Below are 23,269 nucleotides of genomic sequence, written 5' to 3' on the forward strand. Positions count from 1 at the left end.
TTTGAAAATTGAAAGTAGAAATTTTCGGGGGCAGAATTCCCGGTGCTTCTCGTGATGGGGCCACACCCGTTCCCATTCCGAACACGGCCGTTAAGCCCATCCACGCCAATGGTACTCGGACCGCAAGGTCCCGGGAGAGTAGGTCGGTGCCGGGAACTGTGCCCCTGAAAGTTTGATTCTTTTGAAATAATGTTGTAGAATTGCCACGCGATTTCGAGACAGTTCCTTAAGTCTCCTTTTCATTCAAGCGGCAAAGACCGTAGGGGCCATGGGCCTGCAGAAGAAACGGTTGTTCAGGCCCGAGGCTAAATTGATCCCTTCAAGGGATCGCCCTACCGAGGCGCGATGAAGAAAACACTCTTCACCGTCCGGGGGGAGTGTTTTTTTATTTTTGAGGACTAAAATGCCAAGCGTAAGAAAAGACCGCGAAGACGCAGTTGCAAAATTGACCAAAGATTTCGACGGCCTGCAAGGGTTGGTCGTGGCGGGATATGTGGGGGTGAAGACCCAAGAGCTGAACGAGCTCCGAGGGAAATTGCGTCCGCATCAAGCGCGGTGTCAAATCGTCAAAAACCGTTTGGCGAAGATCGCGCTCCAGAACAAAGGGATCTCCGTGGGGTTTGCTGATTTCTTTAAGGGCCAATCGGCGCTGATCATTCAAAAAGGCGACGCCGTCGCGGGCTTGAAAGTTCTCGTGGAGTTTGAAAAGACCCACGCCAACATGAAAATCCGAGCCGCCTACCTTGACGGAAAAGTGGTCAAAGGCGGCGACTTAAAAACCATCGCTTCGTTGCCTACGCGCAACGTGTTGTTGGCACAACTTTTGGGGCAGTTCCAGGGCCCGCTCACGGGGTTCGCCAGGCTGTTGCAGGCCGACCTTCGGAATTTGGCCGTGTTGTTGAATCAAGTCGCTAAGAAAATGGAAAAGGGCGGGGCCGCGTAAGCCCCATTCAAATATGCGGGGACGAAAGTCCCCACGGGGCGACTGCCCCCTCGGAGGAAATATGGCGAAGTGCACCGCAGACGATGTGATGGAATCGATTGACACTTGGACGATCTTGGACGTCCACAAGCTCGTGAAGGGCTTGGAGGAAAAATATGGAATCAGCGCCGCGTCCGTGGCTGTTGCGGGCGCAGCGGCTCCCGCCGCCGGCGGCGCCGCTCCCGCGGCCGAAGAGAAGACCGCCTTTGCGGTGGTCCTCCAAGGGGCGGGGCAGCAAAAAATCAACGTGATTAAAGTGGTGCGCGAGTTGACCGGTCTGGGGCTGAAAGAAGCCAAGGATTTGGTTGAAGCCGCTCCCAAGACGGTGAAGGACGGGCTTTCGAAGGACGCCGCGGAAGAAATGAAGAAAAAGCTGGCGGACGTGGGTGCGACGGTCGAAGTGAAATAGAATTTGATTTGCGATAACCGTTTCTTGATGATTCCATCGAGAACCAAATCCCAAAATCAAAATTGGTGAACTAATGAAAAAAACAAGCTTCGCTCGTATTCGTCCGACCATCGAACTGCCGCCGCTCCTGGAGATGCAGACGCGGTCCTATGAAGAATTTCTTCAAAAGGACGTGCCGCCCTCCGAGCGCAAAATCCAGGGCCTCCAGGCGGCCTTCATGGACGTGTTCCCCATCACGAGTACCGACGAAGTTCTCTCGCTGGAGTTCATGCACTACGCCCAAGGCCAACCGCGATACACGGTGAACGAGGCCTTGGCGAAAGACGCCACGTATTCCGCGCAACTGCGCGCGTGGCTTCGCTTGGTGCAAAAACAGCCGGGCGGGAAACCCAAAGTCCTCACCGAACAAGAAGTCTATTTCTGCGACCTGCCCCTCATGACCACGCCCGCCACCTTCATCATCAACGGCGTCGAGCGCGTGGTCGTCAGCCAGTTGCACCGATCCCCCGGAGTCATTTTCGAAGAAGACGAAGAGAAAAAAATCTCTTCCTATGGAAAGAAGCTTTTCTTCGCGCGGCTCATTCCTTACCGCGGCGCCTGGGTGGAATTTGAGTTTGATTTAAACAACGCCATCTTTGTCCGTATCGACAAAAAACGGAAACTTCCGGCCACGACGATTCTCCGCGCCATGGGAATCGAAACGGACGCGGAAATTCTCTCTCTCTTTTACGAAACCGAAACCCTGGCCCTGGGCGATCTCCAACCGGAAGAAGTGGTGGGAAAGATCGTGGCGAAAGATTGCGTCGACACCACTACCGGCGAAGTGGTCATGGAGGCCAACAAAGAAATCACGCGCGAGGCGTTTCTTCGCCTCCAGGACCGCAAGGTTCGCTCCATTGACGTGTTGAAAACAGACCCTCAAGTCAACGACGTGGCCATTCGCAACACGCTTTTGAAAGACAACATTAAAACGCGCAAAGAGGCCATCCAAGCCATTTACCGTGTGGTGCGCGCCCAAGAGTTCATCGTGCCTGAACAGGCCGAGAGCTACTTGGAAAACATGCTTTTTAAGTCGATCCGAAAATATGATCTCACCAAGGTGGGCCGTTTCAAGATCAACCGCAAGCTGATGCCCTTCCTGGAAGCGTTGGCGGAACGAAAAGACATTAAGTTCGAAGTTCCCAACGACCGCCGCCGAACGTTAGCCCGGGAAGACGTGATCGCGACGCTTCAATATCTCATCCTCTTGAACAACGAAGCCTCGACCCATACGTTTGGCAAAACCACGGTCAAGGTTGAAATCGACGACATCGATCATCTCGGCAACCGCCGGATTCGGTCGGTGGGCGAACTTTTAGAAAATCAAATCCGCGCCTCCCTGGCGCAGATGGCGCGTTTGGTGCGCGAGCGCATGAACGTCCAAGAGAACAACTTGCTCACGCCTCGAACCCTCGTCAACGCTTCGGCGGTGGTGGCGGCCGTGCGGCGGTTCTTTGGTTCCTCCCAGCTTTCGCAGTTCATGGACCAAACCAACCCGCTGGCCGAGATGACCCACAAACGGCGCCTGTCGGCGCTGGGCCCCGGCGGCTTAAACCGGAAGCGCGCGGGTTTCGAAGTGCGCGACGTCCATCACACCCATTATGGTCGGCTGTGCCCCATCGAAACGCCGGAAGGCCCGAACATCGGTTTGATCACGTCCCTGGCCTGCTATGCCCAAATCAACCAATACGGTTTGATCGAGACCCCTTATCGGAAAGTCGTCAAGGGTCACGTGACCAACGAGATCGATTATTTGACGGCGGACAAGGAAGACAATTTCGTCATCGCCCAGGCCAACTCTCCCGTGGACAAGAACAACCGCTTTACGGGCGACGTCATCGCCTGCCGGCATAAGGGCGATTTCCCCCAGAAGACGGCGGACGAAATTGATTACATGGATATTTCCCCCGTTCAAGTAGTCTCGACCTCCGCCGCGCTGATCCCCTTTCTGGAACACGACGACGCGAACCGAGCGTTGATGGGATCGAACATGCAACGCCAGGCCGTGCCTCTCTTGTTCCCCACCCGCCCGTTGGTGGGCACGGGGATCGAAGACCGTGTGGCGAGAGACTCCGGCGCGGTGGAAATCGCCCGGCGAGGCGGCGTGGTGCTCTCTTCTTCCAGCGACCATGTGGCCGTCTGGTCGGAAGGGGGCAAAGGCGGCGTGGATCTTTACCCGCTCCGCAAACACGCCCGCTCCAACCAAGATACATGCCTCAACCAGTTGCCCTGCGTGAAACAATTCGACAAAGTGAAGAAAGGCGACGTGCTGGCCGATGGTCCAGGCACCCAAGACGGGGAACTCGCGCTGGGCCGGAACCTGCTGGTGGCCTTCATGCCTTGGGAGGGATACAACTTCGAAGACGCGATCCTCCTGTCCGAGCGCTTGGTGCGGGACGACGTGTTCACCTCCATCCATATTTCAGAATTCCAAGTGGAAGCCCGAGATACCAAGATGGGTGCCGAAGAAATCACCAAGGATATCCCGAACGTCGGAGCCGAATCCCTGGCCAACCTCGACGAAACGGGGATCATTCGCGTCGGTGCGGACGTAGGCCCCGGCGACATTTTGGTGGGCAAAGTGGCTCCCAAAGGGGACCAACAAACCACCCCGGAAGAACGGCTCCTCAAGGTCATCTTCGGGAAAAAGGCCGAAGACGTGATGGACGCGTCTCTTCGTGTGCCGCCCGGCGTCACCGGAAAGATCCTCTCCACGAAAATTTTCATCCGCAAAGAAAAGATGGCGAAAAAGGATGAGAACAAGAAAATGAAGGAAATCGATCTTGAGATGGAAGCCAAGATCGAAAGCATCCGCGCCGACCGGAAATCCCAAATCGTCGACGTCCAAGAACGGCAAGACGCCGGTTCGCTCTCCAAAGGCGAAGCCGCGGAAATGAAGAAAATGTTCGAAGATTTGGCGGAACGATTAATCGACGAGGCGAAAAGCCGCGCCGCGCGGGACAAAGAGAATTTCAAAATGGGCGACGAGTTGCCGGTCACCGTCAACCGCGTCGTTAAAGTTTACATCGCTTCCAAGCGGAAAACCCAGGTCGGCGATAAGCTGGCCGGCCGGCACGGAAACAAAGGTGTGGTGGCCAAAATTCTTCCGCCGGAAGACATGCCCTATATGCCGGACGGAACCCCCATCGACGTGGTGTTGTCGCCTCTCGGCGTGCCGTCCCGTATGAACGTGGGTCAACTGCTCGAGACGACGTTGGGCTGGGCCGCGAATATTCTGGGGGTGGAAACCGTCACTCCGGTGTTCGACGGCGCCAAGGAAGAGCAGGTTCGGGAATTGATGCGTGAAGCCAAAAAGAAGTTGCTGGAAAAGGGTTGGCGGGAAGAATGGTTGCCGACGGACGACGGGCGCATCGCGCTTCGGGACGGGCGAACGGGCGAACTGTTTGCCAACAAAGTCACGGTGGGCTACATGTATGTCCTCAAGCTCGCGCACTTGGTGGAAGACAAGATTCACGCCCGATCGACCGGCCCCTACTCGCTCATCACGCGCCAACCCCTGGGCGGAAAGGCTCAGTTCGGCGGGCAGCGTTTTGGTGAAATGGAAGTGTGGGCCGTGGAAGGATACGGCGCCAGCCACACCCTCCAGGAATTTTTGACCGTCAAATCCGACGATGTGCAGGGTCGGACGAAGATGTATGAAGCCATCATCCGGGGCGACGTCGCGACCGAGCCCGGGGTGCCCGAAAGTTTCCGGGTCTTGGTGCGGGAACTTCAGTCCTTGGGGTTGAATGTGGAGCTCACGAAAGCGGACAGCGCCCCGGCGGTTGAAGGCGCAACGAAACCTACGGCTAAAGAAGCCGTGGCGAAGGAGTAACCGGTGACGACCCTTTTTGCGGAACGAAAAAAAGAAGTGAAGAAAAAAGCCCCTGGGAACGTGAGTTTCGCGGGGTTTGACGCGGTGCGGGTCACCATTGCCTCGCCCGAGCAAATTTCTTCCTGGAGTTTCGGCGAGGTCCGCAAGCCCGAAACCATCAATTACCGAACCTTCAAACCCGAGCGCGACGGCCTGTTTTGCGAACGGATTTTCGGCCCGGTTCGGGATTGGGAGTGCAATTGCGGAAAATATAAGTTCATCAAGTACAAGGGCGTGGTCTGCGACCGTTGCGGCGTTGAGGTCACCGAGTCCAAGGTCCGCCGCGAGAGAATGGGGCATATCGAGCTGGCGGTCCCCGTCGCCCATATTTGGTTCCTGCGGAAGTCTCCGTCTCGCATGGGGACCCTGCTCAATTTGAAACTCTCGGACATCGAGAAAGTGGTTTACTACGCCCGTCACATTGTTTTGGCCGAATGGAAAGACAATGACGGCAAGGTGAAATTCAAAGCCCGCCAGCTTTTGACGGACGAGGAACACCACAAGGCCAAGGAAGAAACGAAAGGCAAGGTGTCCGTTGGAATCGGAGCCGGCGCCATTCGCCAGCTGTTGGAAGAGATCGACGTGAAGAAAGAGGCTTTGGAAGCCCGCGTTCAGTTGAAGACCGCGGCCTCGGAAGCCGAAAAAACGCGCCTCATCAAACGCCTGAGGGTGCTGGAAGGGTTCGTTCGGTCCGGCACTCGGCCGGAGAACATGGTGATGACGGTTCTCCCGGTGATTCCGCCGGACCTCCGTCCCCTGGTGCCCCTGGAGGGCGGACGGTTCGCCACCTCGGACTTAAACGATTTGTATCGCCGCATCATCAACCGGAACAATCGGTTGAAACACATCGAGGGCCTGCGCGCCCCCGAGGTGATGGTCCATAACGAAAAACGGCTTTTGCAGGAAGCGGTGGACGCGCTGTTGGAAAACGGCGTGCACGGCAAAGTGGTGGTGGGCGCCGGAAACCGTCCCCTCAAATCCCTCTCCGACATTCTGAAAGGAAAACAGGGTCGGTTCCGCCAGAACCTGCTGGGCAAACGCGTGGATTATTCGGGCCGGTCCGTCATCGTCGTGGGTCCGAACCTCAAACTTCACCAGTGCGGACTGCCGAAAGAAATGGCGCTGGAACTCTTTAAGCCCTTCATCATCCATGAACTGATGAAGCGGGAATCCTGCACCCTCCGCGCCGCCAAACGGATGCTGGAACGCGTGAAACCGGAAGTCTGGGACATTTTGGAACAGGTCACGAAAAACCACCCGGTGCTCTTGAACCGAGCCCCGACGCTCCACCGTCTCGGCATCCAAGCGTTCGAACCGGTGCTGATCGAAGGCAAGGCTATCCAGTTGCATCCGTTGACCTGCGCCGCTTTCAACGCCGATTTCGACGGGGACCAAATGGCCGTGCACGTTCCTCTGTCGCTGGAGGCCCAATTGGAAGCCCGGCTTCTGATGATGGCCACCAACAACATCCTCTCCCCCGCTTCGGGCCGTCCCATCGCGGTGCCCGCCCAGGACATGGTGTTCGGATGCGCTTATCTGACGAAAGAAAAAGCCGGGGTTCCCGGCGAAGGGAAAATTTTCAGCAGTCGGGAAGAAGTGATTTCCGTCCAGCAAATGGAACAGATCGACCTCCACGCGCGGATCAAAGTGCGGGGCGTGACGCCGCTCGTCGAAGAGGGCCTGGCCGACAAAGACCTCCACAACGCCTCCAAATGGAAGAGCTACACCACCGTGGGCCGGGTGATTTTCAACAGCGTGGTCCCGTCGGAACTCGGGTTTGTCAACACGCCGGTATCGAAAAAAGAACTCGTGGGCCTGGTGGACCGCTGTTACCGAGAGTTGGGCGTCAACCGCACCGTGATCTTCTTAGACGAGGTCAAACGCCTGGGCTTCCGATTCGCCACCGTGGCCGGCCTTTCCATCTCCATTTCCGAAATGCACATTCCGAAACTGAAGGACGAGCTGGTGCGCAAAGCCCGTCACGAAATCAAAGAGATCGAGAAGCAGTCCAAGGGCGGCGTCATCACCGATTCCGAGCGTTACAACAAGATCATCGACCTGTGGACCCACGTGACCGACCAGATCGCGGACGTCATGTTCGACGAAATGAAGAAAACCGAACAGGAAGTGTATAACCCGAAAGAAGGCAAGTTCAATTCCGTCTTCATGATGGCGGACTCCGGCGCCCGGGGAAGCCGACAGCAGATCCGGCAGTTGGCCGGTATGCGCGGGTTGATGCAGAAACCCCAGAAAAAAATCACCGGCGCCGTGGGCGAAATCATCGAATCGCCCATCATCTCCAATTTCCGCGAGGGCCTGACGGTTCTCGAATACTTCATCTCGACTCACGGAGGTCGAAAAGGCTTGGCCGACACGGCGCTTAAAACCGCGGACGCCGGCTACCTGACCCGCCGTTTGGTGGACGTGGCCCACGACATCGTGGTCTACACCGAAGATTGCGGCACCATCAACGGCATTCGGATCGGCACGATCCGCTCCGGCGACGACATCATTGAACCTTTGGAAGAACGCTTGGTGGGCCGTTTCACCCTGGACAACGTGGTGAACCCAACGACGGACGAGCTCCTGGTCAAGTCCGGCGACATGATCACGGTGGCCCAGGCCAAACAAGTGGCCGCCGCCGGCATCGACCGGATCCGGATCCGCTCGGTGTTGACCTGCGAAGCGACCTACGGCGTCTGCGCCAAATGTTACGGCTTAAATTTAGCGAACGGTCGGCGGGTGGAAATGGGGGAAGCGGTGGGCGTCATCGCGGCCCAATCCATCGGCGAACCGGGAACCCAATTGACCCTTCGAACCTTCCACATCGGCGGAACGGCCAGCCGCGTGATTCAAAAATCTCAAGTGGTGGCCGAAAAAGGCGGGACGGTCAAGTTCCTGAACCTCCGCACCATTAAAAACCGGGAAGGCGTGTTGATTGCCGTTTCTCGGACCGGCGTGTTGTCGCTTCGCGAAGCCGGCGGCGCGGAAAAAGAGCACTACGACATCCCTTACGGCGCCCGGATCCGCGTGGCCGAAGGCCACAAGACCGAGGCGGGTGAAATCCTGGCCCAGTGGGACCCCTACTCGCTCCCCATCATTTCGGAATACGAAGGCACGGTGAAACTCCAAGACGTGATCGACGGAATCACCATGCACGAAGAAAAAAACCGCATCACGGGCCTGATCGAGCGCGTCATCATCGAACATCGCGCGGAACAGCTTCAGCCCCAGGTTTTGATCAACGAGGCGGGAAAACGCAAAGCCGGCTATCCCCTTCCGGTGGACACGAACATGGTGGTCCACGACGGAGACAAAGTGGAGCCGGGCGACGTTTTGGCGAAGATTCCCCAGGAAGTTTCAAAAAGCAAAGACATCACGGGGGGGCTCCCCCGGGTGGCGGAACTGTTCGAAGCCCGGAAACCGCGCAACTCCGCGGTCACCTCCGAAATCGACGGGGTGGTCAAATTGGGCCAAACGGCCCGCGGGGGAATGAAAGTCACCGTGACGAACGAAGACACGGCGCTGGCCCGCGACTACAATATTCCCCAGGGCAAACATTTGGTGGTTTACGAAGGCGACCGCGTGGGCGTGGGCGAACCTCTCACGGACGGCGCGGTGAACCCCCACGACATCCTCCGGGTGCGGGGCGCCAAAGAAGTCCAGGAATTCCTGGTGAACGAAATCCAGGAAGTCTATCGGCTTCAGGGCGTCGGCATGAACGACAAGCACATCGAAATTATTGTGCGCCAGATGCTGTCGAACGTGCAGATCACGAAGTCCGGGGATACGGATTTCCTGGCGGGCGAAACCATTTCGAAGACGCGGTTCAACCGGGAAAACAAGCGGGTCCAGGAAGCGAACGGAGAGCCGGCCGAGGCCCAGCCCATTTTGTTGGGAATCACCAAGGCGTCGCTCTCGTCGGATTCCTTTGTCTCGGCGGCTTCCTTCCAGGAAACCACCCGCGTTCTGACGGACGCCGCGGCCCTGGGCCAGTCCGACCCCCTGCGGGGTCTCAAAGAAAACGTTATCATTGGGCATCTCATCCCGACGGGTTCCGGGTTATACGACCGGGAACGCATGAAAAAACAAAAAATCCGCGCTGAAAAGGCGAGCTAGGAGAACCCCATGCCCACAACAAGCCAATTGGTGCGAAACGGCCGCGAGCCGATGGTTTATAAAACGAAAGCGCCGGCGTTGCGCTCTTCGCCCCAACGCCGAGGCGTCTGCACCCGCGTTTATACCACGACGCCGAAAAAGCCGAACTCGGCTTTGCGGAAAGTCGCGCGCGTGAAATTGTCCACCGGAATGGAAGTCAGCGCTTACATTCCTGGGGTCGGCCACAACCTTCAAGAACACTCCATCGTCCTAGTGCGGGGCGGGAAAGTGAAAGATTTGCCCGGAGTTCGCTACCACATCGTGCGCGGCCCGCTGGACGCCACCGGGGTCACGGATCGAAAGCAGGGGCGCTCTAAATACGGCGCCAAGCGGCCAAAAGCCGCGGACAAAAAATAGGCAAAAGGGATAGACGATGCCTCGTAAAGCTCTTAAACCCCGCGAAAAACGCGGAATTCCGGACCCGGATTTCAAGTTCGGATCCGTCCTCGCCGCCCGTTTCCTCGGACGGATCAACTTCATGGGGAAGAAGATCACCGCGGAAAAAATTTTTTACGGGGCCATGGAACAGATCCAAAAGAAAAGCGGTGAAGATTCCATGACGGTTTTCAACCGGGCCATCGAAAACGCGCGCCCCCTGCTGGAGGTTCGCCCTCGGCGAGTGGGCGGAGCCACCTACCAGGTGCCCAACGAAGTTCGTCCGGAACGGGGTCAGACCATCGCCTTCAAATGGATTTTGCAGGTCGCGCGGGGAAAAGCCGGAAAGCCCATGGCCACCCGGTTAGCGGAAGAAATTCTGCTTTGCGCCAAAAAAGAAGGGCCCGTCATGAAAAAGCGGGAAGATTCCCATAAGATGGCCGAAGCCAACCAAGCCTTCGCCCACTACCGCTGGTAACCATAAAATTGAAATTCAAAGACAGGGAATAATTTAAAATGCCCAGGCAATTTCCGTTAGCGAAAGTTCGCAACATCGGGATTACGGCCCATATCGACGCGGGGAAGACCACCACGACCGAGCGGGTCCTCTATTACGCGGGCCGGATCCACAAAATCGGCGAAGTCCATGACGGCAACACCACCATGGATTGGATGGAACAGGAGCGCGAGCGCGGGATCACGATCACCTCGGCCGCCACCTATTGCCGCTGGCGCGACTGCCAAATCAACATTATCGATACTCCGGGCCACATCGATTTTACGGCGGAAGTGAACCGCTCTCTCCGGGTTTTGGACGGCGCGGTGGTTCTTTTGGACGGGTCCCAAGGGGTGGAACCCCAGTCGGAAACCAATTGGCGGTTGGCGGACCAATACCATGTGCCCCGCATGATTTTCGCCAACAAGATGGACAAAGTGGGCGCGGACTTTTATGACTGCGTGAAATCCGTTCACGACAAATTGGGGGTTCAAGGCGTTCCGATCCAGCTCCCCATCGGGGCTGAAGGCTCCTTCAAAGGCATCGTGGATTTAGTGGAAATGAACGCCCATGTGTGGGACGGCGAAGAGTTGGGCGCTAAGTTCGAAATCACCGAGATCCCGGCCGACCTGAAAGAGAAGGCGGTTCAGTTCCGGGAAGGCCTGATCGAGGCCTTGGCCGACCACGACGACGTTTTTGCCGCCGCCTTTTTGGACGGGAAAGAAATTTCCAAAGAAGAGATTAAGCGCGTGCTCCGTAAAGCCACCATGACCGGAAAATTTTTCCCCATGATGTGCGGTTCGTCCTTCAAGAACAAGGGCGTGCAACCCATGCTGGACGCGGTGTGCGATTACCTGCCGTCGCCTTTGGACGTCCGGCCCACCATCGGCCACGAACCCAACAGCGAAAAAGAGCTGGTCCGGGAACCCAAAGACGACGCGCCCTTCGCCGCCTTGGCGTTCAAAATCCAAAGCGACCCCCACGTGGGCAAGGTCACTTATTTCCGCGTGTATTCCGGAATGATCAAGTCCGGGTCCTACGTGTTCAACGCCAACACGGGCAACCGGGAACGGCTGGGCCGCATTCTTCGCATGCACGCGAACAAGCGGGAAGAAATCGACGAAATTTACGCGGGCGAGATCGCCGCGGGCGTGGGATTGAAATCCGTGATCACGGGCCAAACGCTCTGCGACGAAGAAGCGCCGATCATTTTGGAGTCCATGAAGTTCCCGGAACCCGTCATCTCGGTGGCCATCGAACCGAAATCCAAGGCCGACGAAGAAAAGATGGGCATCGCCTTGAACCGGTTGGCGGAAGAAGATCCGACGTTCCGGGTTCGGACCGACACGGAAACGAACCAAACCATCATCGCGGGCATGGGCGAATTGCACCTGGATATTTTGGTGGACCGCATGAAGCGGGAATTCAACGTTCAAGCGAACGTGGGCCAGCCCCAAGTGGCCTACCGCGAAACGTTCCGCAAGAAGGTCGAATCCGAAGGAAAATATATTAAGCAAACCGGCGGACGGGGCCAATACGGACACGTTTGGCTGGAGTTGGAACCTCTACCGCCGGCCTCCGGGTTCGAGTTCGTCGACAAGATCAAGGGCGGACGCGTTCCCCGGGAATACATCCCCGCCGTGGAAAAAGGGTTGCGGGAGTCTTTGGAATCCGGGCCGCTGGCGGGCTATCCCATGGTGGATTTCCGCGCCACGCTCACGGACGGAAGTTTCCACGAGGTGGACTCCAACGAAATGGCGTTTAAGATCGCCGCGTCCTTGGCGCTCAAAGACGGCGTGCGCCGCGCGAGCCCGGTCTTGATGGAACCCATCATGCGGATCGACGTGACGACCCCGAAAGACTATCTGGGCGACGTGATGGGCGACTTGATGCGCCGCCGCGGAAAGATTGAAAGTCAGGAAAACAAAGGCAACGTGACCATCATTCACGGCCACGTTCCCCTGAAGGAAATGTTTGGATACGCCACGACGCTTCGTTCCCTTTCCCAGGGCCGGGCCAGCTACAGCATGGAGCCCAGCCACTACGAAGAAGCGCCGCGCAATATTCAAGAAGAGATCGTACAGAAGTTCCAGGGCGCAGTGGCCGCCGGCCGCTGACGAGTGGCCGGACGGTTTTGAAACGATAATCAAGGAGCACGAAAATGGCTAAACCCAAGTTTGAGCGAACCAAGCCTCACGTGAACGTGGGGACGATCGGACACGTGGACCACGGGAAGACGACGCTGACGGCGGCGATCCTTCAAGTTTTGTCGAAGACGGGGAAAGCGCAGATCAAGTCGTACCAGGACATTGCGAAGGGCGGAACGGTGCGTGACGATTCGAAGATCGTGACGATCGCGGTGTCGCACGTGGAATATGAGTCGGACAAACGGCACTACGCGCACATCGACTGCCCCGGCCACGCGGACTACATTAAGAACATGATCACGGGCGCGGCGCAGATGGACGGAGCGATTTTGGTGGTGTCGGCGGCGGACGGGCCCATGCCGCAGACGCGGGAGCACGTGCTGTTGGCGCGGCAGGTGAACGTGCCGAACCTGGTAGTGTTCCTGAACAAAGTGGATTTGGTGGACGACCGGAGCTGTTGGATTTGGTGGAGATCGAAGTGCGGGACCTGCTGAACAAGTATGAGTTCCCCGGGGACAAGATTCCCGTGATCCGCGGATCGAGCCTGAAGGCGATGCAGGGAGACACGGAGTCGGAGATCGGGGAGAAAGCGATCTTGAAGTTGGTGGCGGCGCTGGACACGGCGATCCCGGACCCGAAGCGGGAGTTGGATAAGCCGTTCCTGGTCTCTGTGGAAGACGTGTTCACGATCACGGGGCGAGGGACGGTGGCGACGGGCCGTGTGGAGCGGGGCCGGGTGAAGGTGGGGGACAACGCGGAGATCGTGGGCCTGCAGGACACGAAGAAAGCGGTGGTGACGGGAATCGAAATGTTCCGGAAGGTGATGGACGAGGCGCAGGCGGGAGACAACGTGGGGATCCTTCTGCGTGGAATTGAAAAGGACCAGGTGGAGCGGGGCCAGGTGATCTGCGCGGCGGGAAGCATCAAGCCGCACAAGAAGTTCAAGGGGCAGGTGTATATCTTGAACAAAGAGGAAGGCGGGCGACACACGCCGTTCTTCAGCGGGTACCGGCCGCAGTTCTACGTGCGGACGACGGACGTGACGGGGAATTTGAAGTTGAAGGCGGGCGTGGAGATGGTGATGCCCGGGGACAACGTGGAAGTGGAAGTGGAGTTGATCACGCCGGTGGCGTTGGAGAACGGCGTGCGGTTCGCGATCCGGGAAGGCGGCCACACCGTCGGCGCCGGCGTCGTGACGGAAATCCTGGAGTAAGGTATGGGAACCCAACACTTGAACGGGGATCTTTACGCGGGTCGTTTTCTGGTGACCCTGAGCGTGCGGGATTTAAGGACGGCGGCAGGGTTCGAATGCGCCTTCTCGGTCAATTAAAGTGACCACCGCCGCCTCCATCCCGCAACAGAAGATTCGCATCCGGCTTCGGGCCTACGACCATCGGATGTTGGACGATTCTCTGGCGAAAATTGTTGAAACCGCCCAGCGCACGGGCGCGACCTTGGCGGGGCCGGTGCTGTTGCCGACTCAGATCAAACGCTATACCGTCAACCGCTCCGTGCACACCGACAAGAAGTCTCGGGAGCAGTTCGAGATGCGCATCCACAAGCGTCTCATCGATATCCTGGAACCGACGGCCAAGACGGTGGAGGAAATGATGAAGTTGGATCTCCCGGCCGGCGTGGATGTGGAAATTAAACTTTAGCTCTTTGGAAACAAAGAGCAGGGAAAACGACAATGTCTGAAACAACGCAAGAAGCCAATACGACCGAAACAGCGCCCGCCCCCGGGCGGAAGCCGACGCCTGCGCTCAAGATGATTCTGGCCAGGAAGCTGGGGATGACCCGGGTTTTCAACCCCAAAGGGGAGATCGTTCCGGTGACGGTCCTTGAAGCGGGGCCCTGCCCCGTGGTTCAAGTAAAAACGCTAGTGCCCCACGGCTACACGGCGATTCAAGTCGGTTTTGGTTTCGCTAAAGCCAAAAATTTCGGAAAAGCGGAGGCCGGCCATTTCGCCAAAGCGGGTGTGGCGCCGACCCGCTGGTTGGAAGAGTTCCGCGTGTCTGTCATCGAAGGGTTCGAGCCCGGGATGGAAATTCGGGTGGACCAGTTCGCCGCGGGCGATGTGGTGGACGTGGCCGGCGTGAACAAAGGGAAAGGATTTGCCGGCGCCGTCAAACGGCACCGCTTCAAGGGCGGTCCCCAGACGCACGGACAGTCCGATCGCTGGCGCGCGCCGGGGTCCAGCGGCCGTGAACGAGTATGGCCCGGAAAACGGGGCCCCGGCCACATGGGGTCCGAACCCAGCACCGTCCAACGCTTGAAAGTGGTGGGCGTGGACTTGGAAAAAAATTTGATGCTCATTAAAGGCGCGGTTCCGGGGCCCATCGGGTCTCATATTCGGGTCTACAAGACCACGCGCCCAAAACGGGCGAGCAAAGGCGCCCCCGTGGTCGCCAAGAAATCGGTCAAGGCCCCAGCCAAGACCGCGCCGGCTAAAAAGTAAGAGGGACCCATGCTGACCGTAGACGTTTTGAACGCAAAAGGGGAAAAAGTGGACACGGTGAACCTGTCCGACGAGCTATTCCGAGTGAAGGCTTGTAAGACCTTGGTCCACGAAGTGGTCACGGCCTATCTCGCCAACGAGCGGCGGGGGACGCACTCCACGAAAACCCGCGGGGAAGTTTCCGGCGGCGGATTGAAACCTTGGAAACAAAAAGGAACGGGAAACGCCCGGGCGGGATCCAACCGGTCGCCACTCTGGCGCCACGGCGGAATCACCTTCGGCCCGAAACCGCGCTCCTATTTTCAAGCGGTTCCCCCCGCCAAGCGGCGGTTGGCGCTGAAGGCGGTCCTCTCTTCTTTCGCGAAGGACGGGAAGCTTCGGGTGATCGACGGTTTTTCCGTCAACGAGCCGAAAACCAAAAAGGTGGAAGAACTCGTCAAAGGGTTCAAGCTGGGCCCCAAATCGGTTCTCGTGGTGGACCAGATTAACGAAACCTTGAACCGCGCGGCGCGAAATCTTCCGTCGGTTCGGATGCGGTTGGCCCGGGATCTGACCTGCTATCAGGCTCTTCTGGGCAACGAATTGGTGATCACCCGCGCGGCTCTGGATGAATTGAACAAGCGTTTGGGCCAAGGCGCGGCGGAAGAGGTGGTTTCATGAGCTTGAATTTCTCGCAAATTTTGCGGCGGCCTCTCGTCACCGAGCGTTCGACGCAACTGAAAGAAATGAACAAATTCGTTTTCGAGGTGGCTCCCGAGGCCACCAAGGGCCAAATCCGTGAAGTCGTGGAAGCCGCGTTCAAGGTGGACGTGGTCGGCGTGAACACCATGCGGATGCCGGGCAAGTTGCGGCGGCGGGGCCAGCGCTCGGGGTACCAGTCGGAATGGAAAAAGGCCATCGTCACCATTAAGAAAGGCCAGGACATCAAATACGCGGAGCCGCAGGGATAACCCTATGCCCATGAAAACGTTCAAACCCTATACGCCCTCGCGGCGGTTCATGTCGGTGGAGGATTTCAGCGACCTCACCAAAAAAAGCCCGGAGAAATCCCTGATGGAGCCCCTCCGCAAGTCCGGGGGTCGAAACAACACGGGGTCCATCATGGTGCGGTTTCGGGGCGGGGGACACAAGCGGCAGTTCCGGATCATCGATTTCAAGCGAAACAAACCGGGCGTGCCGGCGAAAGTGGCGTCCATTGAATACGATCCCAACCGCAGTTCGCGCATCGCTTTGCTATTTTATAAAGACGGCGAAAAACGTTATATCCTTCAGCCGGTGGGCCTCAAGGTGGGCGACACGGTGATGTCCGGCCCCACGGCTGAAATCACCGTGGGCAACGCTCTCCCCCTGGCCAACATTCCTTTGGGCACCGTGGTCCACGCGGTGGAACTCGTGCCCGGTAATGGCGCGCAGATGGCCCGCTCCGCGGGTTCCGAGATTCGGATCATGGCGAAAGAAAACGGGTTCGCGACCTTGAAATTGCCGTCGAACGAAATCCGCCTGGTCCCCGAGCGTTGCATGGCGACGATCGGGCAGGTGGGAAACACCGAACACGAAAATTTGACCCAGGGGAACGCCGGACGGAACCGGCACCGGGGATTCCGGTCCCAGGTTCGCGGCACCGCCATGAACGCGGTGGATCACCCGCACGGCGGCGGCCGCGGAAAAAGCAAGGGGAACAACCAGCCCCGCTCTCCCTGGAACCAGCCCGCCAAGGGCTACAAAACCCGGTCGCCCAAGATGCACCACTGGATGATCCTCCGACGCCGAACCAACGTCGCGGAACAAGCGTAAGGAGACCACATGTCACGCTCAAAAAAGAAAGGCCCTTTCATCGATCCCCGGGTGGTGGAGAAAGTCCACACCATGCGCAAGTCCGGAGACAAGAAACCCATTAAGACCTGGTCCCGGGCCTGCACCATCGCTCCCGATTTTGTCGGGGTCACCTTTGCTGTTCACAACGGCAAAAAACACACACCGGTTTACGTCACGGAACAAATGGTGGGCCACAAGCTCGGGGAGTTTTCGCCCACCCGTTACTTCCGCGGCCACGGCGAGGCGCATACGAAAGAAGCCTCGTCGAAAACCTAGAGGACGCCATGGAAACGATTTCTCACGCGCGTTTTGCCCGTTTTTCCTACCGCAAGGTGGGGCAGGTGCTCAAGCTCATCAAAGGGAAGTCCGTCGTGGACGCCATGGGGATTCTCCCGTGAGTGCCGAGGGTGTCGCGGGTTCTTGTGGGAAAAACCCTCAAGAGCGCCGTGGCGAACGCCGGAAAAGGCGCCGACCCGGCGCGGTTGAAGGTCGCCAAGGCTTGGGTGAATCACGGGCCGGCGTTGAAACGCGTTATGCCGAAAGCCATGGGTTCGCGCGCGATGTTCAAGCGCAAGACGTGCCACCTCACGATCGTCGTGAGCGACAACTGATGAAGGAGAATAGATTTTGGGTTTTCGGTTTTTGATGAATCATCAAAAATCAAAATCGTAAATCAAAAATAAATTTATGGGCAATAAAACACATCCCAAAGGCATTCGGCTCGGCTATATTCGGGAGTGGGACTCCAAGTGGTTGAACCTCAAGGAGATGCCCGCCCTGATTGAAGAGGATTTTAAAATCCGGAAGTTCCTAAAAGACCGCTTGAAACTGGCCGCGGTGTCCAAGATCGGGATTGAGCGCACGGGGAAGTATCTCCGGGTGAACATTTACACGGCGCGGCCGGGCCTGGTGATCGGCAAAAAAGGCGCCGACATCGAAGGGCTGCGAAACGTCGTGGAGGAAATGACGGGGCTGAAGACCGCCGTTCAGATCATCGAGATCAAACGGCCGGAAATCGACGCCCAACTGGTGGCGGAAGGCGTGGCCATGCAGTTGGAAAAGCAAGTGGGTTTTCGCCGGGCCATGAAGCGTTCCATCGAGCGCGCCATGCAAGGCGGCGCCCTGGGCATCAAGATCATGGTGGCGGGGCGCCTGGGCGGAGCCGAAATCGCCCGCACCGAATGGCAAAAAGAGGGCCGCGTACCGCTTCAAACCTTCCGGGCCGACATCGATTACGGAACCACCGAAGCCCGCATCAAGATGGGCACCATCGGCATCAAAACCTGGATTTTCAGGAAAGAACTTTTCCAAAAAACCGACGCGGACCTGATGGCCGAAGTTCGGGTGATCGAGGAAAAAGAAAAGGAAGAACTGGCCAAAAAAGCCGAAGCGGGATTGCTCACGCCGGAACCGGTGATTTCGGCGGAGCCCACCGTTGAGGCGGAAGCCATCGAGGAAGAAGTGATGAGCAAAATTCAAGCGGAAGAAGACGAAGCGAAAAAACGCGAAGGGAACGTGGAATAGCCATGTTGATGCCTAAGCGCGTTAAATACCGAAAATCTCATCGGGGTCGGATGAAAGGCCGGACGAAGGCCGGCGGGTTCGTGTCTTTCGGCGAATTCGGCCTCCAGGCGTTGGAATCCCATTGGATCACGGCGCGCCAAATCGAGGCGGCTCGAATCACCCTTTCGCGCCAGTTGAAAAAAGGGGGAAAGGTCTGGATCCGGGTTTTCCCCGATAAACCTGTTTCCAAGAAACCGGCTGAAACCCGGATGGGAAAAGGAAAAGGCAACGCCGAGTTTTGGGTGGCGGTGGTGAAGCCGGGCCGGATCCTTTTTGAAATCGAGGGCGTCGATGAAGCCCAAGCGAAGGAAGCGATGAGGCTGGCGGGGCACAAACTGCCGATTTCCGTCCGGCTGGTGAAGCGGGACCATTTCTAGGATAAATCCCATGGCCAAAAAAAAAGACGACGTGCAATTTTCGGAACTGACGAAGGAAGAGTTGCAGGTGAAGGTGGCGGAAGCGCGCGAAAAGCTCTTCCATCTGAAATTTCAAAACACGACCGCGCCGTTGAAAAACCCGCGGGAAATCCGGACGACCCGGCGAAGCATCGCACGGGCGCTGACGTTCTTGCGTCAAAAGGGAGTCTCCGCGTGACCGAGCCTAAGATGGAACGCGATGATCGGAAGGTGCTGGAAGGCGTGGTTCTTTCGGACAAGATGGACAAGACCCGCGTGGTGACGGTGGAGCGGCGATTGCGCCATAAGAGTTACGGGAAAGTCCTGACCCGGACGACGAAGCTCTACGCGCACGACGAAAAAAACGAGAGCAAAGCGGGCGATCACGTGGCCGTGATGGAAACCCGCCCTCTTTCCAAATTGAAACGTTGGCGGTTGGTCAGCGTGATTAAGCGCGCCCAGGAAGGGAAGTCCGTGGAGGAAGCGCTGGGAGGAACCCCGTGATTCAAGAACGAAGCATATTGCGTGTGGCCGACAATTCGGGAGCTCGATTGGTTCGGGTCTTTCGGATGCACGGCGGATCCCGCCGGCGGTACGCCTATTTAGGGGATTTGGTGACGGCCTCGGTGCAGACCGCTCTCCCGGATTCCAGCGTCAAGAAGGGCGAGGTGGTCAAGTGCGTGGTGGTTCGCACGCGGAAAGAACGCCCCCGTCCGGACGGCAGTTACGTGCGGTTTGACGACAACGCCGCGGTTTTGATCGACGAGAACGGGGAGCCCAAGGGAACGCGTATTTTCGGTCCCATCGCCCGGGAGCTCCGGGAACGGAACTATTTAAAGATCATTTCTCTCGCTCCGGAAGTGGTGTAACCATGGGCCTCTCTCCGATTCGAAAGAAAGACAAAGTTCGCATCCTGGCCGGAAAAGACCGTGGCAAAGAGGGCGAAGTGATCGAAGTGGATCGCACGAAAGGCCGCGTGCTCGTGGCCAAACTCAACATGGTCAAGAAGCACGCCAAAGGCACGGCTCAGGCCCCGGGTGGCATCCAAGAGAAAGAAGCGTTTCTGCCCCTGGGGAAAGTCATGTTGGTCTGCCCCAAATGCGGAAAGGCCACCCGGTTTAAGAGCGGCGCCATTTCGGATGGAACGAAAGCCCGCGTTTGCCGCCAGTGCGGCGAGATGGTCGGCTAAACGGATTTCGCCCCATCAACGATTAAGCTAAAATAAGGTCCGGAAAAACTCTTAAAGTGGTTTTCCCGATGGTCCCCGTGGTTTTGGGAATTTCTGAAGTGAGGGTGTTCGATGTCAAACGTTGAAAACAAACGAAGTGAACCTCGGATCAAGGCGGCGTATCGCTCCGCGGTGGTGCCGGAAATGATGAAACGTTTTAAGTGGACCAACGCGCTTCAGGTGCCGCGGTTGATGAAAATCGTCGTCAACATGGGTCTTTCCGAGGCCCGGGAAAACGCCAAGGTCGTGGACTTGGCGGCGGAGGAAATGAGCCGTTTCACGGGGCAGAAGGCCGAAGTCCGCCGAGCGAAGAAAGCCATTTCGAACTTCAAGCTCCGCGAAGGGATGCCCATCGGCGTCCGCGTGACGCTCCGGTCCGACCGGATGTGGGAGTTTTGGGACCGTTTGGTGAACATCGCCATGCCGCGGATCCGGGACTTTCGCGGGGTGGATCCGAACCGCGGTTTTGATGGGCGGGGAAATTACAATTTAGGCCTCACCGAGCAATACGTTTTCCCGGAGATTGATCTGGACAAGTCCGACAAATCGCGCGGAATGAACATCACCGTGGTGACGAACGCCGGAAAAAACGAGACGGCGTTACAGCTGTTGACCCTTCTCGGGATGCCTTTCAAGCGCGACAAGAACGCCGCGCTCAACTAAGGAGTCGACCCTATTATGGCCACTACCGCGTGGATCGCGAAAATGCGCAAACCTCAGAAATTCGCAGTCCGCTACCGCAATCGGTGCCGGCTGTGCGGCCGCCCCCGGGCGTTTTACCGGGACTTCGGCCTCTGCCGAATTTGTTTTCGTAGCCTCGCCCTGCGGGGGGAAATCCCCGGCGTGACGAAGGCCAGTTGGTAAGGAAGGACCGGATGAAGGGGAACCTATGAGCAATGATCCGATCAGCGACATGTTCGCCATGATCAATAACGCCAACCACAAGTTCTTGGAACGGGTGGACTTGCCGGCGTCCAGCGCCAAAAAAGACATCGCGCATCTTCTGCGGGAAGAGGGCTATATCGCCGACTACAAAATCCTCCCGGACCGGAAGCAAGGCGTGTTGAGGCTTTTTATGAAGTATCAGCCGAACAAAGTTCGCGTGATCCAAGGGGTTAAGCGTGTGTCCCGGCCGGGCCTGCGGGTTTACCGGGGATACGAGGAACTCTTGAAAATCCGCGGGGGGTTGGGAATGTCGATTGTTTCCACGTCCCAAGGGCTGATGACCGACCACCAATCCCGCAAGCGGAAGCTCGGCGGCGAAGTGATCGCGAAGATCTGGTAAAGGACGCGGAATAAACCCATGAGCCGTCTAGGAAAAAAACCAATTCCCATTCCGGAAAAAGTAAAAGTCTCCATTCAGGGCCCCACGGTGGACGTGACGGGGCCCTTGGGGCAAATGAAGCGCACGCTCCCCGACGGGCTCACCGCCCGGATGGACGGCACTGCCCTGATCATCGACCGAAGGAACGACAGCACGTCCCAGAAAGCCCTTCACGGAACCTTTCGCAAATTGCTGTCCAATATGGTGGAAGGGTCCTTGACCGGGTTCACCAAAGAGTTGCGGATCGGCGGCGTGGGTTTCCGGGCCCAATTGACCGGAAACAATCTCCACATGACGCTGGGCTATTCCCATCCCATTGATTACATCGTTCCGGCCGGCATCAAAGTGACGGTGGACGCGAAACAGACCACCGTGGTCGTCGCCGGGCCCGACAAAGAGCGCGTGGGCCAAGTGGCCGCTGAAATTCGCCGATTCCGTCGGCCCGGCGTGTATTGGGCCAACAACGAACCCGTGGGCATCCGTTACGCCACGGAACACGTCCGACGCAAGGCCGGCAAGGCCGCCGCGGGCGCGGCAGGTCCCGCGGGAGGAGCGAAGAAATGACCATTAAGAGCCCCCATGAACGTTTAGCGTTCCGACGTCTGCGCACCCGGCGGAAAGTGTTCGGCACGGCGGTGCGGCCGCGTCTTTCCGTTTATCGCGCCCAGAGGCACATGTATGCCCAGCTGGTGGACGATGTGGCCGGAAAGACCCTCGTGTCCGTGTCGAGTTTGATGGAAGATTTGAAGAAGACGTTAAAGACCGGCGCCAACGTGGAAGCCGCCCAAAAGGTCGGCCAATCCATCGGCGAAAAGGCCAAAGCGCTCAAAATCGAGCAAGTTGTTTTTGATCGGGGCGGCCGGGCCTATCACGGACGCATTAAGGCCGTGGCCGAGGGCGCGCGCGCCGCGGGTCTCATCTTCTAAACCGGATTTTAACCAGGAGTCCATGTGACGAGAATTGATGCCAACAGTCTGAATCTGAAAGAAACGGTGGTGACCATTAACCGCGTCGCCAAGGTCGTGAAGGGAGGCAAGCGCTTCTCGTTCAGCGCCTTGGTGGTGGTGGGCGATGGGGCGGGCCATGTGGGCGCCGCCATGGGAAAGGCGAAGGAAGTTCAAGCCGCCATCCAGAAGGCGGTTTCCCACGCGAAGAAATGCATCGTCAAGATTCCGTTAAGAAACGGGACGATCCCCCACGAAGTCACCGGCGTTTTCGGCGCGGGAACGGTGTTGCTGAAACCGGCCGTCTCGGGAACCGGCGTTATCGCGGGCGGCAGCGTCCGCGCGGTGGTGGAAGCGGCGGGGGTGCGGGACATTTTGAGCAAATCGCTTCGAAGCACGAACCCCTTCAACGTCGTCTACGCGACGCTGGCGGGTTTGAAAGATCTCGAAACCTGGGAACAATCCTATCGCCGCCGCGGAAAAGAATTCCGCACGGCCGCCGCTCCGGTCGCGCCGACGACCGCGGCCGCCCAATAACTCTTTAAAGGGACCCCCCATGATTCGCTTGCATGAATTAAAACCCGCTCCCGGTTCCCGCCATCGCCGAAAAATCGTCGGACGCGGTGAAGGGTCCGGACACGGAGGAAAAGGTTCGACCCGGGGTTTCAAGGGGCAAACGGCCCGTTCCGGCGATTCCCACATGAAGCAGGGTTTCGAAGGCGGCCAGATTCCGCTCATCCGTCGCGTTCCCAAACGCGGTTTTAAAAACACGGCTTTCCGAACTTTTTATTCGCTGGTGAACGTGGGGGACCTGGAAGCGGTTTTCGCGAAAGCGGGGGAAATCACCCCGGACACCCTCCGCACCGCCGGGCTCATCAAGGGCCGAAACCCCGTTAAAGTCTTGGGCGACGGAGATGTCACGAAGGCCTTCGTCGTCAAAGCCCAAGCGTTCTCCGCCTCGGCCAAAACGAAGCTGGAACAGTCGGGCGGTCGGGCGGAAATATTGGCGGGTCCGAAAGTCTGGAAGCGAAAGGACTGATCCCATGTCTTCCTTCCCCCGTT

At 57.9% G+C, this 23,269-nt stretch carries 27 protein-coding genes, 1 rRNA gene and 1 pseudogene; all 29 read left to right on the forward strand.

All coding sequences use genetic code 11. The features are described from left to right. Positions 1-38 precede the first annotated feature (38 nt). Positions 39-155 (forward strand): 5S ribosomal RNA (gene rrf / locus IPP35_08365). A gap of 248 nt (positions 156-403) precedes the next feature. Beyond that, the gene (locus IPP35_08370; GenBank protein MBL0059106.1) at positions 404-943 is read left to right on the forward strand and encodes a 50S ribosomal protein L10; all 540 of its coding nucleotides are present in this window, start codon (positions 404-406) and stop codon (positions 941-943) included. Between the two features lie 61 nt (positions 944-1,004). Further along, complete coding sequence (gene rplL / locus IPP35_08375; protein ID MBL0059107.1) at positions 1,005-1,391, forward strand: 50S ribosomal protein L7/L12; 387 nt, start codon at positions 1,005-1,007, stop codon at positions 1,389-1,391. A 73-nt stretch (positions 1,392-1,464) separates the two neighbouring features. Then, positions 1,465-5,265 carry a DNA-directed RNA polymerase subunit beta gene (gene rpoB / locus IPP35_08380; protein MBL0059108.1) on the forward strand — a complete coding sequence of 1,267 codons (3,801 nt, stop codon included), beginning with the start codon at positions 1,465-1,467 and terminating at the stop codon, positions 5,263-5,265. A 3-nt stretch (positions 5,266-5,268) separates the two neighbouring features. Continuing rightward, a complete protein-coding gene (rpoC, locus tag IPP35_08385) occupies positions 5,269-9,423 on the forward strand; it encodes a DNA-directed RNA polymerase subunit beta' (GenBank protein ID MBL0059109.1) in 4,155 nt (1,384 codons plus the stop codon). A 9-nt stretch (positions 9,424-9,432) separates the two neighbouring features. Beyond that, positions 9,433-9,819 carry a 30S ribosomal protein S12 gene (locus IPP35_08390; GenBank protein ID MBL0059110.1) on the forward strand — a complete coding sequence of 129 codons (387 nt, stop codon included), beginning with the start codon at positions 9,433-9,435 and terminating at the stop codon, positions 9,817-9,819. Between the two features lie 16 nt (positions 9,820-9,835). After that, positions 9,836-10,315: a 30S ribosomal protein S7 gene (gene rpsG, locus IPP35_08395; protein MBL0059111.1), complete on the forward strand. Its 480-nt coding sequence runs from the start codon at positions 9,836-9,838 to the stop codon at positions 10,313-10,315. A 38-nt stretch (positions 10,316-10,353) separates the two neighbouring features. Then, positions 10,354-12,450, forward strand: coding sequence for an elongation factor G (gene fusA, locus IPP35_08400; GenBank protein ID MBL0059112.1), 2,097 nt, complete (start codon positions 10,354-10,356; stop codon positions 12,448-12,450). A gap of 44 nt (positions 12,451-12,494) precedes the next feature. Then, positions 12,495-13,693: pseudogene (gene tuf, locus IPP35_08405) on the forward strand (elongation factor Tu). 118 nt (positions 13,694-13,811) lie between these two features. Continuing rightward, complete coding sequence (gene rpsJ, locus IPP35_08410; GenBank protein MBL0059113.1) at positions 13,812-14,138, forward strand: 30S ribosomal protein S10; 327 nt, start codon at positions 13,812-13,814, stop codon at positions 14,136-14,138. 32 nt (positions 14,139-14,170) lie between these two features. Further along, positions 14,171-14,938, forward strand: a complete 768-nt coding sequence (gene rplC / locus IPP35_08415; GenBank protein ID MBL0059114.1) for a 50S ribosomal protein L3 — start codon at positions 14,171-14,173, stop codon at positions 14,936-14,938. A 9-nt stretch (positions 14,939-14,947) separates the two neighbouring features. Beyond that, positions 14,948-15,598, forward strand: coding sequence for a 50S ribosomal protein L4 (gene rplD, locus IPP35_08420; protein MBL0059115.1), 651 nt, complete (start codon positions 14,948-14,950; stop codon positions 15,596-15,598). Then, complete coding sequence (gene rplW / locus IPP35_08425; protein ID MBL0059116.1) at positions 15,595-15,888, forward strand: 50S ribosomal protein L23; 294 nt, start codon at positions 15,595-15,597, stop codon at positions 15,886-15,888. The genes rplD and rplW overlap by 4 nt, the downstream gene beginning before the upstream one ends. Before the next feature lie 4 nt (positions 15,889-15,892). Continuing rightward, positions 15,893-16,732: a 50S ribosomal protein L2 gene (rplB, locus tag IPP35_08430; protein MBL0059117.1), complete on the forward strand. Its 840-nt coding sequence runs from the start codon at positions 15,893-15,895 to the stop codon at positions 16,730-16,732. 9 nt (positions 16,733-16,741) lie between these two features. Next, positions 16,742-17,029 (forward strand): 30S ribosomal protein S19, encoded by a 288-nt coding sequence (rpsS, locus tag IPP35_08435; GenBank protein MBL0059118.1) that lies wholly within the window; start codon positions 16,742-16,744, stop codon positions 17,027-17,029. A 146-nt stretch (positions 17,030-17,175) separates the two neighbouring features. Next, positions 17,176-17,364, forward strand: a complete 189-nt coding sequence (locus IPP35_08440; GenBank protein ID MBL0059119.1) for a hypothetical protein — start codon at positions 17,176-17,178, stop codon at positions 17,362-17,364. 76 nt (positions 17,365-17,440) lie between these two features. Next, positions 17,441-18,277 (forward strand): 30S ribosomal protein S3, encoded by an 837-nt coding sequence (gene rpsC / locus IPP35_08445; protein MBL0059120.1) that lies wholly within the window; start codon positions 17,441-17,443, stop codon positions 18,275-18,277. A 2-nt stretch (positions 18,278-18,279) separates the two neighbouring features. Beyond that, a complete protein-coding gene (gene rplP / locus IPP35_08450; protein MBL0059121.1) occupies positions 18,280-18,693 on the forward strand; it encodes a 50S ribosomal protein L16 in 414 nt (137 codons plus the stop codon). Positions 18,694-18,703: 10 nt separating this feature from the next. After that, entirely contained in the window at positions 18,704-18,910 is a 207-nt protein-coding gene (gene rpmC, locus IPP35_08455) for a 50S ribosomal protein L29 (protein MBL0059122.1), read from the forward strand. An 11-nt stretch (positions 18,911-18,921) separates the two neighbouring features. Next, on the forward strand, positions 18,922-19,215 hold the full coding sequence (gene rpsQ / locus IPP35_08460) for a 30S ribosomal protein S17 (GenBank protein MBL0059123.1): 294 nt from the start codon (positions 18,922-18,924) through the stop codon (positions 19,213-19,215). Then, a complete protein-coding gene (gene rplN, locus IPP35_08465; protein ID MBL0059124.1) occupies positions 19,212-19,580 on the forward strand; it encodes a 50S ribosomal protein L14 in 369 nt (122 codons plus the stop codon). The genes rpsQ and rplN overlap by 4 nt, the downstream gene beginning before the upstream one ends. Before the next feature lie 2 nt (positions 19,581-19,582). Continuing rightward, positions 19,583-19,900, forward strand: a complete 318-nt coding sequence (locus IPP35_08470) for a 50S ribosomal protein L24 (GenBank protein MBL0059125.1) — start codon at positions 19,583-19,585, stop codon at positions 19,898-19,900. A gap of 111 nt (positions 19,901-20,011) precedes the next feature. Next, entirely contained in the window at positions 20,012-20,602 is a 591-nt protein-coding gene (gene rplE / locus IPP35_08475; GenBank protein MBL0059126.1) for a 50S ribosomal protein L5, read from the forward strand. A 15-nt stretch (positions 20,603-20,617) separates the two neighbouring features. Continuing rightward, complete coding sequence (locus IPP35_08480; protein ID MBL0059127.1) at positions 20,618-20,803, forward strand: type Z 30S ribosomal protein S14; 186 nt, start codon at positions 20,618-20,620, stop codon at positions 20,801-20,803. Positions 20,804-20,828: 25 nt separating this feature from the next. Then, the gene (gene rpsH / locus IPP35_08485) at positions 20,829-21,224 is read left to right on the forward strand and encodes a 30S ribosomal protein S8 (protein MBL0059128.1); all 396 of its coding nucleotides are present in this window, start codon (positions 20,829-20,831) and stop codon (positions 21,222-21,224) included. 18 nt (positions 21,225-21,242) lie between these two features. Further along, entirely contained in the window at positions 21,243-21,827 is a 585-nt protein-coding gene (rplF, locus tag IPP35_08490; GenBank protein ID MBL0059129.1) for a 50S ribosomal protein L6, read from the forward strand. After that, a complete protein-coding gene (locus IPP35_08495) occupies positions 21,824-22,189 on the forward strand; it encodes a 50S ribosomal protein L18 (protein ID MBL0059130.1) in 366 nt (121 codons plus the stop codon). Before rplF ends, IPP35_08495 begins: the two co-directional genes overlap by 4 nt. A 24-nt stretch (positions 22,190-22,213) precedes the next feature. Further along, the gene (gene rpsE, locus IPP35_08500) at positions 22,214-22,744 is read left to right on the forward strand and encodes a 30S ribosomal protein S5 (GenBank protein ID MBL0059131.1); all 531 of its coding nucleotides are present in this window, start codon (positions 22,214-22,216) and stop codon (positions 22,742-22,744) included. A gap of 22 nt (positions 22,745-22,766) precedes the next feature. Beyond that, a complete protein-coding gene (gene rplO, locus IPP35_08505) occupies positions 22,767-23,246 on the forward strand; it encodes a 50S ribosomal protein L15 (protein MBL0059132.1) in 480 nt (159 codons plus the stop codon). Positions 23,247-23,269 lie beyond the last annotated feature (23 nt).

The sequence above is a fragment of the Elusimicrobiota bacterium genome (assembly GCA_016721625.1).
GTDB lineage: Bacteria > Elusimicrobiota > Elusimicrobia > FEN-1173 > FEN-1173 > JADKHR01.